The sequence below is a fragment of the Streptomyces sp. NPDC127197 genome (assembly GCF_042672405.1).
In the GTDB taxonomy this organism is placed as follows: Bacteria; Actinomycetota; Actinomycetes; order Streptomycetales; family Streptomycetaceae; genus Streptomyces; species Streptomyces flavusporus.
The window spans coordinates 140,039-153,870 of sequence record NZ_JBHXVG010000012.1 but is presented as its reverse complement, the minus strand read 5'-3'; the positions used below and the strand labels follow the sequence as shown (position 1 = coordinate 153,870).

The 13,832-nt window shown below is 70.2% G+C and carries 17 protein-coding genes and 5 tRNA genes; 16 read left to right on the top strand and 6 right to left on the bottom strand.

Features of this window, described 5'->3' with window-relative positions; genetic code table 11:
- Nucleotides 1-28: 28 nt before the first annotated feature.
- The 6 genes from ACFVJQ_RS20825 to ACFVJQ_RS20800 all read left to right on the top strand — a co-directional run bounded on the left by ACFVJQ_RS20825 (nucleotide 29) and on the right by ACFVJQ_RS20800 (nucleotide 1,303).
- Complete coding sequence (locus ACFVJQ_RS20825) at nucleotides 29-760, top strand: HAD family hydrolase (protein WP_385512930.1); 732 nt, start codon at nucleotides 29-31, stop codon at nucleotides 758-760.
- Nucleotides 761-852: 92 nt separating this feature from the next.
- Nucleotides 853-924: transfer RNA gene (locus ACFVJQ_RS20820), tRNA-Gln, on the top strand.
- A 21-nt stretch (nucleotides 925-945) separates the two neighbouring features.
- Nucleotides 946-1,018 (top strand) — tRNA-Glu (locus ACFVJQ_RS20815).
- Between the two features lie 19 nt (nucleotides 1,019-1,037).
- Nucleotides 1,038-1,110, top strand: a tRNA-Glu gene (locus tag ACFVJQ_RS20810).
- Nucleotides 1,111-1,130: 20 nt separating this feature from the next.
- Nucleotides 1,131-1,202, top strand: a tRNA-Gln gene (locus ACFVJQ_RS20805).
- A gap of 28 nt (nucleotides 1,203-1,230) precedes the next feature.
- Nucleotides 1,231-1,303: transfer RNA gene (locus ACFVJQ_RS20800), tRNA-Glu, on the top strand.
- A 65-nt stretch (nucleotides 1,304-1,368) separates the two neighbouring features.
- On the opposite strand, the gene ACFVJQ_RS20795 is transcribed toward ACFVJQ_RS20800, so the two are convergent.
- On the bottom strand, nucleotides 1,369-2,016 hold the full coding sequence (locus ACFVJQ_RS20795) for a MerR family transcriptional regulator (protein WP_385512942.1): 648 nt from the start codon (nucleotides 2,014-2,016) through the stop codon (nucleotides 1,369-1,371).
- A 100-nt stretch (nucleotides 2,017-2,116) separates the two neighbouring features.
- On the opposite strand from ACFVJQ_RS20795, the gene ACFVJQ_RS20790 reads away from it, so the two are divergent.
- On the top strand, nucleotides 2,117-2,599 hold the full coding sequence (locus tag ACFVJQ_RS20790; RefSeq protein WP_385512929.1) for a DUF4188 domain-containing protein: 483 nt from the start codon (nucleotides 2,117-2,119) through the stop codon (nucleotides 2,597-2,599).
- A gap of 71 nt (nucleotides 2,600-2,670) precedes the next feature.
- On the opposite strand, the gene ndgR is transcribed toward ACFVJQ_RS20790, so the two are convergent.
- Nucleotides 2,671-3,387, bottom strand: a complete 717-nt coding sequence (gene ndgR / locus ACFVJQ_RS20785) for an IclR family transcriptional regulator NdgR (RefSeq protein WP_129801557.1) — start codon at nucleotides 3,385-3,387, stop codon at nucleotides 2,671-2,673.
- 196 nt (nucleotides 3,388-3,583) lie between these two features.
- Between ndgR and leuC the strand changes: the two genes are divergently transcribed.
- From leuC to ACFVJQ_RS20765, 4 genes are all read left to right on the top strand, one after another.
- The gene (leuC, locus tag ACFVJQ_RS20780) at nucleotides 3,584-5,014 is read left to right on the top strand and encodes a 3-isopropylmalate dehydratase large subunit (protein WP_385512928.1); all 1,431 of its coding nucleotides are present in this window, start codon (nucleotides 3,584-3,586) and stop codon (nucleotides 5,012-5,014) included.
- A 6-nt stretch (nucleotides 5,015-5,020) separates the two neighbouring features.
- On the top strand, nucleotides 5,021-5,614 hold the full coding sequence (leuD, locus tag ACFVJQ_RS20775; protein ID WP_129801555.1) for a 3-isopropylmalate dehydratase small subunit: 594 nt from the start codon (nucleotides 5,021-5,023) through the stop codon (nucleotides 5,612-5,614).
- A gap of 268 nt (nucleotides 5,615-5,882) precedes the next feature.
- A complete protein-coding gene (locus ACFVJQ_RS20770) occupies nucleotides 5,883-6,113 on the top strand; it encodes a hypothetical protein (protein ID WP_129801554.1) in 231 nt (76 codons plus the stop codon).
- Nucleotides 6,114-6,249: 136 nt separating this feature from the next.
- Nucleotides 6,250-6,876, top strand: coding sequence for an HU family DNA-binding protein (locus ACFVJQ_RS20765; RefSeq protein WP_224736872.1), 627 nt, complete (start codon nucleotides 6,250-6,252; stop codon nucleotides 6,874-6,876).
- An 86-nt stretch (nucleotides 6,877-6,962) separates the two neighbouring features.
- Here ACFVJQ_RS20765 and ACFVJQ_RS20760 read toward each other — a convergent pair whose 3' ends face one another.
- Both ACFVJQ_RS20760 and cofC read right to left on the bottom strand, forming a co-directional pair.
- Complete coding sequence (locus ACFVJQ_RS20760; protein WP_385512926.1) at nucleotides 6,963-7,166, bottom strand: hypothetical protein; 204 nt, start codon at nucleotides 7,164-7,166, stop codon at nucleotides 6,963-6,965.
- 9 nt (nucleotides 7,167-7,175) lie between these two features.
- Nucleotides 7,176-7,814 carry a 2-phospho-L-lactate guanylyltransferase gene (gene cofC, locus ACFVJQ_RS20755; protein ID WP_385512925.1) on the bottom strand — a complete coding sequence of 213 codons (639 nt, stop codon included), beginning with the start codon at nucleotides 7,812-7,814 and terminating at the stop codon, nucleotides 7,176-7,178.
- Between the two features lie 141 nt (nucleotides 7,815-7,955).
- Here cofC and ACFVJQ_RS20750 point away from each other — a divergent pair, with 141 nt between their 5' ends.
- Genes ACFVJQ_RS20750 through ACFVJQ_RS20740 form a run of 3 tightly spaced genes read left to right on the top strand, consistent with a single transcriptional unit; the run spans nucleotide 7,956 to nucleotide 11,039 of the window.
- A complete protein-coding gene (locus ACFVJQ_RS20750) occupies nucleotides 7,956-8,816 on the top strand; it encodes a lysophospholipid acyltransferase family protein (RefSeq protein ID WP_385512924.1) in 861 nt (286 codons plus the stop codon).
- Nucleotides 8,813-9,823, top strand: coding sequence for an NAD(P)H-dependent glycerol-3-phosphate dehydrogenase (locus ACFVJQ_RS20745; RefSeq protein WP_385512923.1), 1,011 nt, complete (start codon nucleotides 8,813-8,815; stop codon nucleotides 9,821-9,823). Before ACFVJQ_RS20750 ends, ACFVJQ_RS20745 begins: the two co-directional genes overlap by 4 nt.
- A 58-nt stretch (nucleotides 9,824-9,881) precedes the next feature.
- On the top strand, nucleotides 9,882-11,039 hold the full coding sequence (locus ACFVJQ_RS20740; RefSeq protein ID WP_385512922.1) for a D-alanine--D-alanine ligase family protein: 1,158 nt from the start codon (nucleotides 9,882-9,884) through the stop codon (nucleotides 11,037-11,039).
- Nucleotides 11,040-11,056: 17 nt separating this feature from the next.
- Here the strand turns inward: ACFVJQ_RS20740 and ACFVJQ_RS20735 are convergent, their stop codons facing one another.
- Together ACFVJQ_RS20735 and ACFVJQ_RS20730 are read right to left on the bottom strand one after the other, a co-directional pair.
- Nucleotides 11,057-11,557, bottom strand: a complete 501-nt coding sequence (locus ACFVJQ_RS20735) for a DUF3515 domain-containing protein (protein WP_385512921.1) — start codon at nucleotides 11,555-11,557, stop codon at nucleotides 11,057-11,059.
- A 20-nt stretch (nucleotides 11,558-11,577) separates the two neighbouring features.
- On the bottom strand, nucleotides 11,578-11,811 hold the full coding sequence (locus ACFVJQ_RS20730) for an Lrp/AsnC family transcriptional regulator (protein ID WP_003997603.1): 234 nt from the start codon (nucleotides 11,809-11,811) through the stop codon (nucleotides 11,578-11,580).
- A gap of 227 nt (nucleotides 11,812-12,038) precedes the next feature.
- On the opposite strand from ACFVJQ_RS20730, the gene ACFVJQ_RS20725 reads away from it, so the two are divergent.
- A complete protein-coding gene (locus ACFVJQ_RS20725) occupies nucleotides 12,039-13,001 on the top strand; it encodes a thiamine-phosphate kinase (protein ID WP_385512920.1) in 963 nt (320 codons plus the stop codon).
- The gene (gene thiD / locus ACFVJQ_RS20720; protein ID WP_385512919.1) at nucleotides 12,998-13,801 is read left to right on the top strand and encodes a bifunctional hydroxymethylpyrimidine kinase/phosphomethylpyrimidine kinase; all 804 of its coding nucleotides are present in this window, start codon (nucleotides 12,998-13,000) and stop codon (nucleotides 13,799-13,801) included. Before ACFVJQ_RS20725 ends, thiD begins: the two co-directional genes overlap by 4 nt.
- Nucleotides 13,802-13,832: the final 31 nt, after the last annotated feature.

The window sequence follows — 13,832 nt, the reverse complement described above, 5'->3', positions numbered from 1 at the left end:
CCCGCGGTCGCCGGGTTACCGTCGGGCCATGAGCATTCAGGCCGTGGTCTGGGACGTCGACGACACGCTTTTCGACTACACGGCCGCGGACCGCGCCGGAATGCGTGCGCACCTGGCGGCCGAGGGCCTGCTCGACGGGTACGACAGCGTCGAGCAGGCCCTCGCGCACTGGCGGCAGGTCACGGATCGGCAGTGGGCGCGGTTCGCCGCCGGTGAGGTGTCCTTCGAGGAGCAGCGGCGGGACCGCGTACGGGTGTTTCTCGGCGAGGAGCTCAGCGACGCCGAGGCCGAGGCCTGGTTCGAGCGGTACATCGGGTACTACGAGGCCGCCTGGGCTCTCTTCCCGGACGTACTGCCCGCCCTGGACGCCCTCGCCGCCAGCCACCGGCACGCGGTGCTCTCCAACTCCAGCCTTCACGTCCAGGACCGCAAGCTGCGCGTTCTGGGCGTGCGCGACCGCTTCGAGGCCGTGCTGTGCGCCGCCGAGCTCGGCGTCTCCAAGCCCGAGGCCGGCGCCTTCCTCGCGGCGTGCGAGGCGCTGGCCCTGCCGCCGCATCTCGTCGCGTACGTCGGAGACCACCCGGAGATCGACGGGCGGGGCGCCGCCGACGCCGGACTGCTGTCGGTCTGGATCGACCGTGGCGGCGCGTACACCAGCGGTGACGCCTCCACCGGACCGCACCGGATCGTCTCGCTCACCGAACTCCCCGCGATCCTCGGCTCGGAAAGCCGTTTTGGAGCCCCGTCCACCTTCAGGTAATGTTCTTCCTGCGCCGCCGGGGAGCGGGCCGAGAGGCCGGAAACCGACAGCGCAAAGCTAGAACAAGATCCCCTCAGGGGCTTGCGTTCCAGTGGCCTATGGTGTAATTGGCAGCACGACTGATTCTGGTTCAGTTAGTCTTGGTTCGAGTCCAGGTAGGCCAGCTCGCAGAGCTCATCTGCAAAGCCCCCGTTGTGTAGCGGCCTAGCACGCTGCCCTCTCAAGGCAGTAGCGCCGGTTCGAATCCGGTCGGGGGTACGGATCCTTCGGGATCAAGGCCCCCGTTGTGTAGCGGCCTAGCACGCCGCCCTCTCAAGGCGGTAGCGCCGGTTCGAATCCGGTCGGGGGTACTGTCTGGTCTAAACCACATTGGTCTATGGTGTAATTGGCAGCACGACTGATTCTGGTTCAGTTAGTCTTGGTTCGAGTCCAGGTAGACCAGCTCGGATCTGCGGAAACGCAAGATCCTCGCCCCCGTTGTGTAGCGGCCTAGCACGCCGCCCTCTCAAGGCGGTAGCGCCGGTTCGAATCCGGTCGGGGGTACGCAGATCGATGGGCCTCCACTTCGGTGGGGGCCCATCGGCGTGTCCGGCCCCGACTTGCCGGCCTCACGTCCCGCCGAACCGGCGGCGTGACTCCTCCGCCTCCGCCAGCCGGCGCAGGGCGAGCAGTACCGGCTCGTACAGCACGGTCAGCGCCACGGCCGCCTCCACCTGTTCGTCCGGTGTGCCGCCGTACCGCTCCACCAGATCCAGATCGTGGACGGCGAGCTGCCCCAGCGCGCGGGCGTACGGCTCCAAGTCCTCGATGGCGCAGGGGTATCCGAGCCGCTCCAGGGCGGCGATCGCGGTGACGAGCGTCCCGAGCGCGGGGGGTGTCACGTCGGTCGTGGGGCCGTAGCCCCAGCCGAGCAGCTCCAGCAGGCGGTCCGCGCGCTGCCGGGCCGTCTCGGTCGCCGGGTCCTCCGCGTCGGCGGGCCTGCCGTGCGGGAGGGCCCACACGGCGGTGCCCAGGCGCGCGTTGTGGTCCAGGGAGTCGTCGTCCAGTGCGGCGAGCACGTCGCGAGCGGAGGCCACCGAGACCCCGCCGACCTGGATCAGTGCCCGCACCAGGCGCAGCCGGCGCAGGTGCTCCTCGCCGTACTCGGCCTGGGTGGCGGTGACCCGGCGGCCCGGCGGGAGCAGGCCCTCGCGCAGGTAGTACTTGATCGTGGCCGTGGAGACCCCGCTGCGCTCACTCAGCTCCGCCAGTCGCATGTCCGTCCCGTGTTCGAGTTTCCGCTTGCGCTCCCTGTTGGGGAGTGTCACTATCCAAGCATGGATAGCGACGCTATCCAATGACGGGATGGGGGACATCATGAGCAAGCCGATCGAAGGGCGCATGACCGCTGCGGGTGAGGGCGAGATCGTCGTCTTCCTCATCGGGATGCGCATCAACAGCTTTGCGGCGCTGCGGAGTTGGTGGCCGGTCGCCAAGGCCATGCCGCCCATGCTGGCGGAGCTCTCGCGCGAGAAGGACAGCGGACTGCTGGGGTACCAGTTCCTGCTGGGCTTCCCGCGGGTGCTGTACGTCGTGCAGTACTGGGACTCGAAGGAGAAGCTCCTCGCCTACGCCTCGGCGCCGGACCGGCGGCACCGCCCGGCCTGGGCCGCCTTCAACCGGCGGCTGCGCGCGGGGAAGGGGAAGGTCGGCTTCTGGCACGAGACGTATGTCGTGCCCGCCGGGTCCTACGAGTCGGTCTACGTGAACATGCCCGAGTTCGGCCTCGGCCGGGCCACCGGGGTGGTGCCGGTCGCCCGGCGCGGCGACCGTGCGGCCGACCGACTCAAGGTGAAGTGAGCGGGGCGGATGTCGGGGACGGGCCTGCCGCGGCGTTGAGGCGGGCCCTCCTCCCGGTCACCGGCCGCTGGTCAGCTCGAGCGGCGCAGGGCCTCGGAGAGACGGGCGGCGGCGTCGATGACCGCCTGCGCGTGCATACGGCCCGGGTGGCGCGTGAGGCGCTCGATGGGGCCGGAGACGGAGACGGCGGCCACGACGCGGTTGGAGGGGCCGCGTACCGGTGCGGAGACGGACGCGACGCCCGGCTCGCGCTCGCCGATCGACTGCGCCCAGCCCCGGCGTCGTACGCCCGAGAGTGCGGTGGCCGTGAAGCGGGCGCCCTGCAGACCCCGGTGCAGGCGCTCCGGCTCCTCCCAGGCCATGAGGATCTGCGCCGAGGAGCCGGCCTTCATCGTGAGCGTCGAGCCGACCGGGACCGTGTCCCGCAGGCCGGACAGGCGCTCCGCCGCGGCGACGCAGATGCGCATGTCGCCCTGGCGTCGGTAGAGCTGTGCACTCTCGCCCGTGACGTCACGGAGGTGGGTGAGCACCGGGCCCGCCGTGGCGAGGAGGCGGTCCTCGCCGGCGGCCGCGGCCAGTTCTGCCAGCCGCGGGCCGAGAATGAAACGGCCCTGCATGTCGCGCGCCACCATACGGTGGTGTTCCAAAGCCACGGCCAGGCGGTGAGCCGTGGGTCGTGCCAGTCCGGTGGCCGCGACCAGACCCGCGAGGGTGGCCGGACCGGACTCCAGAGCGCTCAGGACGAGGGCCGCCTTGTCCAGAACGCCGACGCCGCTACTGTTGTCCATGCAACGATACTTGCGTCTCACTCTGTGAAACGCAAGTTCAATTTTCGGTGGAACACGCCACCCTGGATGTCACGAAGGCACAGTGGCCCGCGGACCGACGGGCCTGGCGGCGGGCGCCCGGACACCGGGGCGCGGGCGCCGCCTCCTCAAGATCTCTAGTTGGGTCGGCGCACCTTTGCCGACCGGAGGGAAAGCGATGGGTAGGACACTCGCGGAGAAGGTCTGGGACGACCATGTCGTCCGGCGCGCCGAGGGCGAGCCCGACCTCCTCTACATTGATCTGCACCTGCTGCACGAGGTGACCAGCCCGCAGGCCTTCGACGGCCTCCGCAAGAGCGGCCGGAAGGTGCGCCGCCTCGACCTCACCATCGCGACCGAGGACCACAACACCCCCACCCTCGACATCGACAAGCCCATCGCGGACCCGGTCTCCCGCGCCCAGCTGGAGACGCTGCGCAAGAACTGCGCCGAGTTCGGCGTACGGCTGCACCCGCTCGGCGACGTCGAGCAGGGCGTCGTCCACGTCGTCGGCCCGCAGCTGGGACTCACCCAGCCCGGCACCACCGTCGTCTGCGGCGACTCCCACACCTCCACGCACGGCGCCTTCGGCGCGCTGGCGTTCGGTATCGGCACCTCGCAGGTCGAGCACGTGCTGGCCACCCAGACGCTGCCCATGGCCCGCCCGAAGACCATGGCGATCACGGTCGACGGCGAACTGCCCGAGGGCGTCACCGCCAAGGACCTGATCCTGGCGATCATCGCCAGGATCGGCACCGGCGGCGGCCAGGGCTACATCCTGGAGTACCGCGGTTCCGCCATCGAGAAGCTCTCGATGGAGGCCCGGATGACCATCTGCAACATGTCGATCGAGGCCGGCGCCCGCGCGGGCATGATCGCCCCCGACGAGACCACGTTCGCCTACCTCAAGGGCCGCCCGCACGCCCCCGAGGGTGCCGACTGGGACGCGGCGGTGGAGTACTGGAAGACGCTGCGCACCGACGACGACGCCGAGTTCGACGCCGAAGTCGTCATCAACGCCGGCGAACTGTCGCCGTTCGTCACCTGGGGCACCAACCCCGGCCAGGGCGCGCCTCTTTCGGCCGCCGTCCCCGACCCTGCTTCGTACGAAGACGCTTCGGAGCGCCTGGCCGCCGAAAAGGCCCTGGAATACATGGGGTTGGAGGCCGGGCAGCCGCTGCGCTCCATCAAGGTGGACACCGTCTTCGTAGGCTCCTGCACCAATGGCCGCATCGAGGACCTGCGCGCCGCCGCCGAGCTCCTGAAGGGCCGCAAAGTCGCCGACGGCGTACGGATGCTGGTCGTCCCGGGCTCCGCGCGGGTCGGTCTGCAGGCCGTCTCCGAGGGGCTGGACGTCGTCTTCAAGGAGGCCGGCGCCGAATGGCGGCACGCGGGCTGCTCGATGTGCCTCGGCATGAACCCCGACCAGCTGGCCCCCGGTGAGCGCTCCGCGTCCACCTCCAACCGCAACTTCGAGGGCAGGCAGGGCAAGGGCGGCCGTACGCACCTGGTGTCGCCGCAGGTCGCCGCCGCGACCGCCGTGCTCGGCCACCTGGCCTCCCCGGCCGACCTGACCGAAGAGCCCGCCCGTACGCCCGCTGGAGTCTGATCAGTCATGGAAGCATTCACCACCCACACCGGCCGGGCCGTCCCGCTGCGCCGCAGCAACGTCGACACCGACCAGATCATCCCCGCCCACTGGCTCAAGAAGGTGACCCGGGACGGGTTCGAGGACGGGCTGTTCGAGGCCTGGCGCAAGGACGCGTCCTTCATCCTCAACCAGCCCGAGCGGCAGGGTGCGACCGTGCTGGTCGCCGGCCCCGACTTCGGCACCGGCTCCTCGCGTGAGCACGCCGTCTGGGCGCTGCAGAACTACGGCTTCAAGACCGTGATCTCCTCCCGCTTCGCCGATATCTTCCGCGGAAACTCGCTGAAGAACGGGCTGCTCACGGTGGTTCTGGAGCAGAAGATCGTCGACGCGCTGTGGGAGCTCACGGAACAGGACCCGCAGGCCGAGATCACCGTCGACCTGGAGCGCCGCGAGGTGCGCGCGGAGGGCATCACCGCCTCCTTCGAGCTGGACGAGAACTCCCGCTGGCGGCTGCTGAACGGGCTGGACGACATCTCCATCACGCTGCAGAACGAGGGCGACATCGCCACGTACGAGGCGGGGCGGCCCGCGTACAAGCCGCGCACGCTGAAGGTCTGAACCTTCGGGCCCCGCGGCGGTCGAGTTTCGGCCACCTCAACGCCCCGGCTGTACCCCCGATCGACCGATCGGGGGTACAGCCGTTTTTGCGCCCGGACGGTGCCGCGCGCGGCACCGTCCGTTCCTTCAAGTTCCCACGTTAGGGCGGTTGTTGTCGGGGTACGCGAGCCTTGACAACGCGGCGTCGACAGGGGCCCGGACGGCCGTTTGAGGCGGCAGTTGCCACCCCGGGCAGGCGACAACTCGCCCCAGATGGCACAATCTGTGCATGGAACACGACGGCCAACTCGAGCTCTATGCGGCGGTCGCGGACCAACTCAAGGAAGCGCACGCAAGGGTGCGCGCACTGCAAGTCCCGGAGGGCGTACGGATGGCGCTGACCCGGAAGCTGCTGGTCATCACGGCCGCGGCCAAGCACGATCTTGCCGATGCGACAAGGCGTCTGGAGCGGTTCACAGCCGACCTCGACGAGGGTCGATTCCCCGAAGAGGAAGCCTGAACAGCCCGGAACCGTCGAGTCAGCTGCGGCACAAGGGTGATTAGCCCGTTTCGTGTTTGATTTGCGGTATATATCTGCCTAACGTGCGAAAAAGCTTGAACACTTTCGTTCTGGCGATGTCTCCGAAGGGGAAGACGTGAACAAGGCGCAGCTCGTAGAAGCGATTGCCGACAAGATGGGCGGCCGCCAGCAGGCTGCCGACGCTGTCGATCATGTACTGGACGCCATCGTCCGAGCGGTCGTCGCAGGTGAGCGGGTCTCGGTCACCGGCTTCGGTTCGTTCGAGAAGGTCGACCGGCCGGCCCGGTACGCCCGCAACCCTCAGACGGGCGAGCGGGTTCGGGTCAAGAAGACCTCGGTGCCGCGGTTCCGCGCGGGCCAGGGTTTCAAAGATCTGGTGAGCGGCTCGAAGAAGCTCCCGCGCGGGGGCGAGGTCGCCGTCAAGAAGGCGCCCAAGGGCAGCCTGACCGGCGGTGCCGCGGCCACGGTCAAGAAGGCCGCCGCCAAGAAGGCCACCAAGGCCGCCGCGAAGAAGGCCGCGGCGAAGAAGGCGCCCGCCAAGAAGGCCACGGCGGCTGCGAAGAAGGCCGCGGCGAAGAAGGCCCCCGCCAAGAAGACCACGGCGGCCGCCAAGACCACCGCAGCGAAGAAGACCACTGCCAAGAAGGCCCCGGCGAAGAAGGCGACGGCCAAGAAGGCCCCCGCCAAGAAGTCGACGGCGCGCAAGAGCGCCGCCAAGAAGACCACCGCCCGCAAGAGGTAGCGGCGCGGAATTACTCACGCGCCGGGCCGGACTCCCGTCGGGAGCCCGGCCCGCGGTGTGTTTCGGGGCGGTTGAGCAGGGGGGTTTCAGAGCGTCTGGAGTGTCACCAGGGTGATCCGGGGATTGTCCTCGGGCCCCTCCACCTCGATGCGCACCCGCTGCCCGGGCCGCAGCAGTCTGAGCCCGCCCGCATCGAAGGCGGCGGCGTCGAAGGGCACCGGAGTGCCGTCGTCGAGCAGCACCTGCCCGCTGCGCGTCTCGGCGTCGTACGTGTATGCGGTGGCCTGCATGACGGCAGCCTACTGCCCCGGGATCAGCAACCGCGCGGTGGCCGCTGCCGTACGCGGTCCCACTCCCAGCGCGAGCGCCGCACGCAGATCGTCGCCGGTGTCCACGTCCTGGCGTACCGAATCCACGCCCCCGAGGCCGAGTTCCACCGCACCGGATGCGCGATGGCGGACCCTGGAATCCGTGCCGAACGCCGGGAGCAATTCCCGGCCCGGAGCGGCCGCCAGCAGTGTCGTACCGATTGCGGCCGCATCGGGGAGAAAAGCGCGCGGGAATTCCCCGGCCGCCTCCAGTACCCGGGCCAATTCCGGTGGGCGCAGGGCGGGAAGATCGGCGTTCAGTGCGGCGACGGGGCTTTCGGGGCGTTCGGCCCGGACGGTTGCCGCTCCGTGCGCCAGAGCGGCGTTCAGGCCGCCGCTCGGCTCGTCCGTGACGATCCGGGCGCCCAGCGCGGCCAGCTCCCGGCCCGCCAGGGCGTCGTCCGTGACAACTGCCACATCCCGCACCGCCGGGCAGATCAGCGCGGCGGCCACCGTGTCCTGCGCGAAAGCGAGGGCGAGGCCCGGGCGCAGCCCGTCGCCGGCGGCGTCGGAAAGCCTGCTCTTGGCCCGCGCCAGAGACTTCACAGGTATCACCAAGGTCCAGTGCACGAGCGTTCGTCCCTCTCTTGTCGCGGCCATTGTCGCCCGGGCCATGGGGCGGGCGGAGACTCGGGCGTACGGTGTGCTCGACAGACAGGCGGCCTGGGGCGACACTTGTGCCTCCCCATGCCCTGGAAGGAAGGTGTCCGTGTGCCCCGCCGCAGAATCGGCTTCTGGTACCGCTTCGCCGCGGTGATCTGCAAACCGCCGCTGGTGGTTCTGCTCAAGCGGGACTGGCGTGGAATGGAGCACATTCCGGCCGCGGGCGGTTTTATCACCGTGGTCAACCATAATTCCCACGCCGATCCTTTCGCGTACGCGCACTTTCAGTACAACACCGGACGGGTTCCGCGATTCCTGGCGAAGAGCGGGCTTTTCAAGAAGGGATTCGTGGGCGCCGCGATGCGCGGCACCGGACAGATCCCCGTCTACCGCGAGAGCACGGACGCACTGAGCGCCTTCCGGGCCGCGATCGACGCCGTGGAGCGCGGCGAGTGCGTCGCGTTCTACCCCGAGGGCACCATCACCCGCGACCCGAACGGCTGGCCCATGACCGGCAAGACCGGTGCCGCCCGCGTCGCGCTGAAGACCAAGTGCCCCGTCATCCCGGTCGCCCAGTGGGGCGCCAACGAACTGCTGCCGCCGTACGCCAAGAAGCCGCACCTCTTCCCGCGCAAGACCAGCCATGTGCTCGCCGGCCCGCCGGTGGACCTCTCGCCCTTCTACGGCAAGGACATGACCGCGGAGGTCCTCAAGGAGGCCACCGAGGTCATCATGGCCGCGATCACCCGCCAGCTGGAGGAGATCCGCGGCGAGCGGGCACCCGAGACGCCGTACGACCCGAAGCGCGAACGCGTCGAGCAGCGGCGCCGGACCGAGGCGCAGACGCAGGCGCGAGCGCAGGCAGAGGTGCCCGCGCAGGCAGAGGCAGGGGCGCAGGGCAGGGCGGTCGATCCGGCCGGTCGGGAAGCGGCCGGGCAGTTCGGTCAGGAAGAGGGGCAGGGGCAGTGAGCAAGCCGGTCAAGGCGGCGGTCTTCAGCGCGGGTTCATGGGGCACGGCGTTCGGCATCGTGCTCGCCGACGCGGGGTGCGAGGTCACCCTGTGGGCGCGCCGCGCGGAGGTCGCGGAAGCGATCAACTCCGGCCGGACCAACCCCGACTACCTTCCGGGCTTCGAACTCCCCGAGAACCTGCGCGCCACCACGGATCCCGCCGAGGCCGCCGCCGGCGCCGACTTCACGGTGCTGTCCATCCCCTCGCAGACACTGCGCGGCAACCTCGCCGCCTGGGTGCCGCTGCTGGCCCCCGGCACCGTTCTGGTCTCGCTGATGAAGGGCGTCGAAATCGGCTCCGCCATGCGGATGAGCGAGGTCATCGAGGATGTCGCCAAGGTCGGCCCGGAGCAGGTCGCCGTGGTCACCGGACCCAACCTCGCCCGCGAGATCGCCGCGCGCATGCCGGCCGCGGCCGTGGTCGCCTGCACCGACGAGGCGGTCGCCCAGCGGCTCCAGGCGGCCTGCCACACGCCGTACTTCCGGCCGTACACCAACACCGACGTCGTCGGCTGTGAGCTCGGCGGTGCGGTCAAGAACGTCATCGGGCTCGCCGTCGGCATCGCGGACGGAATGGGCCTCGGCGACAACGCCAAGGGCTCGCTCATCACACGCGGGCTCGCCGAGACCACCCGGCTCGGGCTCGCCATGGGCGCCGACCCGCTGACCTTCTCCGGACTCGCGGGCCTGGGCGACCTGGTGGCCACCTGCTCCTCGCCGCTGTCCCGCAACCACACCTTCGGCACCAATCTCGGCAAGGGCATGACCCTCGAGGAGACCATCGCGGTCACCAAGCAGACCGCCGAGGGCGTCAAGTCCTGTGAGTCGGTGCTGGATCTGGCCCGTCGGCACGGCGTCGACATGCCGATCACCGAGACGGTCGTCGGGATCGTGCACGAGGGCAAGCCTCCCGTGGTCGCCCTCAAGGAGCTGATGTCGCGCAGCGCGAAGCCGGAACGACGCTGAGCCACGCCGCCCCCGGACGCTGTCTCCCGCCCCTACCAACGGGTACTCTCATCGCGATATGAGCACCGAGAACCTCCCCCAGAGCCCTGAGCAGCCGTCTCGCAAGCCGCGCGTGGCCGTCGTGTTCGGCGGGCGCAGCTCCGAACACGGGATCTCCACGGTCACCGCCGGCGCCGTACTGCGGGCCATCGACCGGACGAAGTACGACGTCCTGCCGATCGGCATCACCCGGGAAGGCCGCTGGGTGCTCACCGCCGACGAACCGGAGCGCATGGCGATCGCCGACCGCCGCACGCCCGACGTCGAGGGGCTCGCCGAGTCGACCGAGGGCGGTGTGCTGCTCCCTGTCGACCCCGCGAGCCGCGAAGTCGTCTACAGCGAGCCCGGATCGGTGCCCAAGGCGCTCGGCGAGGTCGATGTGGTCTTCCCGGTGCTGCACGGTCCGTACGGCGAGGACGGCACTCTCCAGGGCCTCCTGGAGCTGTCCGGTGTGCCGTACGTGGGTTCCGGGGTGCTCGCCTCGGCCGTGGGCCAGGACAAGGAGTACATGAAGCGGGTGTTCGTCTCGTTCGGGCTGAAGGTGGGCCCGTACGTGGTGATCAGGCCGCGCGAGTGGCAGCTCGACGAGACCGGCGCGCGGCGCCGGATCGCCGAGTTCGCGGGAGAGCACGGCTGGCCGCTGTTCGTGAAGCCCGCGCGCGCGGGGTCGTCGATCGGCATCACCAAGGTCGAGTCCTTCGAAGGCCTCGACGAGGCGATCGCCGAGGCCCAGCGCCACGACCCGAAGATCATCGTCGAGGCCGCGCTGCGCGGCCGTGAGATCGAGTGCGGCGTGCTGGAGTTCGAGGACGGCCCGCGCGCCTCCGTCCCTGCCGAGATCCCGCCGCCGGACGCGCACGCGTACTACGACTTCGAGGCGAAGTACATCGACTCCACGCCGGGGATCGTGCCGGCCCCGCTCACCGACGAGCAGACCGCCGAGGTGCGCAGGCTCGCCGTCGAGGCGTTCGACGCGGCGTCCTGCGAAGGGCTCGTCCGTGCGGACTTCTTCCTCACCGAGGACGGCGAGTTCGTGATCAACGAGATCAACACGATGCCCGGCTTCACGCCCATCTCGATGTACCCGCAGATGTGGCAGGCGAGCGGGGTGGCGTACGCGGAGCTGGTGGACCGCCTGATCCAGGCGGCACTTCGCCGCTCAACCGGACTGCGCTGACCGCCGCCGGACAGGCCCTAGTCGGCAATCCCCTTCGGGATCGTCTTCTTGACGGCCGACGCGAGATCGATGAGCACGGCGGACGAGTCACGCCCCTCCGGCACGGCGACCTCGACGTACGCAAGACGATTGGCGGTTGTGAAGCGGTACGCCCCGTCGCCCGTCTCCTCCATCAGCCAGTCGACGCCGTTCACGCCCCCGGCCACCGCGTCGGGATCCCGCCCCTCCGCCACCTGCGGGTCGACCATCTTCGGCGGCCGTGCGACACCGCAGCGCAGTATGATCGCGGGGCTTCCCCAGCCCGCCGTGAGGACGGACCGGGGCTCGGGGTCCCGGCGCTCCAGACCGGCGACCTCACGCGGCAGCGCACCGTCCAGGTTCTGACACAGCTTGGTGACCTCTGTGTCCGGGCTGGGAACCGCGGTGCCCGCGCTGTCGTCTGCTGAGGAGCAGCCCACGACGGTGATCAACAGGACGGACGCGGGCAGACCGATGAGCCGGTGACGGAAAGACTTCACCGGCCAAGGGTAGACGGGGGCTACAGATGGACGACCGGGCAGGTCAGGGTGCGGGTGATCCCGTCCACTTGCTGGACCTTGGCGACCACCATGCGGCCGAGGTCGTCGACGGTGTCGGCCTGGGCGCGCACGATGACGTCGTACGGTCCCGTCACGTCCTCGGCCTGGATCACCCCAGGGATCTTGCTGATCGTCTCGGCGACGGTCGACGCCTTGCCGACCTCCGTCTGGATCAGGATGTACGCCTGTACCACGGAACCTCCAGGGCGGCCACGAGGATCATGTGGGGAAAAGGAACGCCACGGTATCGCGTCGCCGCTCGCCGCGGGGAGACCTGCGGTGACCACGGTATGCGCGCCGCGGTGCAGGCACGACGGATGTTGACGGTCGGGTGGGGCGGATCGGCGGTCACTTCGACCGTATCGAGGACACTGATGACCCGCGACCGGGAACGCACAGGGACAGAAGGGGCGTAAGGGCAATGAAGGGCACTGTTGGTGAGCTCGGTGAGTTCGGGCTCATCAGGGAGCTCACCTCCCGTCTCACCACCACCCCGGCGGTGCGGGTCGGGCCGGGTGACGACGCCGCGGTGGTCGCCGCGCCCGACCGCCGGGTGGTGGCCAGTACCGACCTCCTCCTGGAGGGGCGGCACTTCCGCCGGGACTGGTCCACGGCGTACGACGTGGGCCGCAAGGCGGCCGCGCAGAACCTCGCGGACATCGCGGCGATGGGCGCCGTCCCGACCGCGCTGCTGCTCGGTCTGGTCGTCCCGGCCGAACTCCCGGTGACCTGGCCGACGGAGCTGATGGACGGCCTGCGCGACGAGTGCCAGGTCGCGGGCGCCGCCGTGGTGGGCGGTGATGTAGTACGGGGTGACACGATCATGGTGTCGATCACCGCGCTCGGCGATCTGCGCAACCAGGAGCCCGTGACCCGGGCCGGCGCCCAGCCCGGTGACCTCGTCGCGGTGACCGGCTGGCTCGGCTGGTCCGCCGCCGGCTACGCGGTGCTGTCGCGCGGGTTCCGCTCGCCGCGCGCCTTCGTCGAGGCGCACCGGCGCCCCGAGCCGCCGTATCACGCCGGTCCGGCGGCGGCCGCGTTGGGCGCGACGGCGATGTGCGACGTCAGCGACGGGCTGATCGCCGATCTCGGGCACATCGCGGAGGCCAGCAAGGTCCGCATCGACATCCGCTCCGGTGCGATCGACGTCCCCTCGCAGATGAACGACATCGGGCAGGCGGTCGGGGTGGACCCCCTGCAGTGGGTGCTCACCGGGGGAGAGGACCACGCGATCGTGGCGACCTTCCCGCCGGACGTGAAGCTGCCCGCCCGCTGGAAGGTCATCGGTGAGGTGCTCAATCCCTCGGCACTGCCGCAGGTGACGGTCGACGGGGCGGCGTGGACCAAGGGCGGCTGGGACCACTTCGGGGACATCGAGTCATGAGCGCGCCGCCCAGAGTGCTGACCGTGGCCGGCTCGGACTCCGGCGGGGGCGCGGGCATCCAGGCCGACCTGAAGACGATGCTCGCGCTCGGCGTGCACGGCATGAGCGTGCTCACCGCGGTCACCGCGCAGAACTCCCTTGGGGTGCAGGGCGCCTGGGAACTGCCGGTGGCGGCGGTGCGGGCCCAGTACCGCAGTGTCGTCGACGACATCGGCGTCCAGGCCGTGAAGACCGGGATGCTGGCCTCGGCCGAACTGGTCGAGGTGGTGGCCGAGTTGATCGGCGAGACGGAGGCGCCCACGGTCGTCGACCCGGTGGGCGTCTCCAAGCACGGGGACCCGCTGCTGGCGGCCTCCGCGCTGGATTCCGTACGGACGAAGCTGCTGCCGACGGCGACCGTGGTGACGCCGAACCTCGACGAGGTCGCCCAACTGACGGGTGTACGGGTCGAGTCGGAGGCCGACCTGCGCCGGGCCGCGGCGGCTGTGCTGGCGTACGGACCGACCTGGGTCGTGATCAAGGGCGGGCATCTGCCCGGCGACGCCGTGGATCTGCTCACCGACGGCTCCGAGGAGCACTGGCTGCGCGCGCCCCGGCACGACAACCGGCACACGCACGGCACGGGCTGCACCCTCGCGTCGGCGATCGCGTCGCAGCTGGCGAAGGGGCAGTCCGTGCCGGAGGCGGTGGCGGCGGCCAAGGAGTACGTCACCGGGGCGATCGCGGCCGGGTTCGCGCTCGGTGGGGGGATCGGGCCTGTGGACCATGGGTGGCGCTTCAGGGCGGGCGGCGGCGCGTAAGCGCTTGCCCCCAGCCCGATGCCCGTGGCCG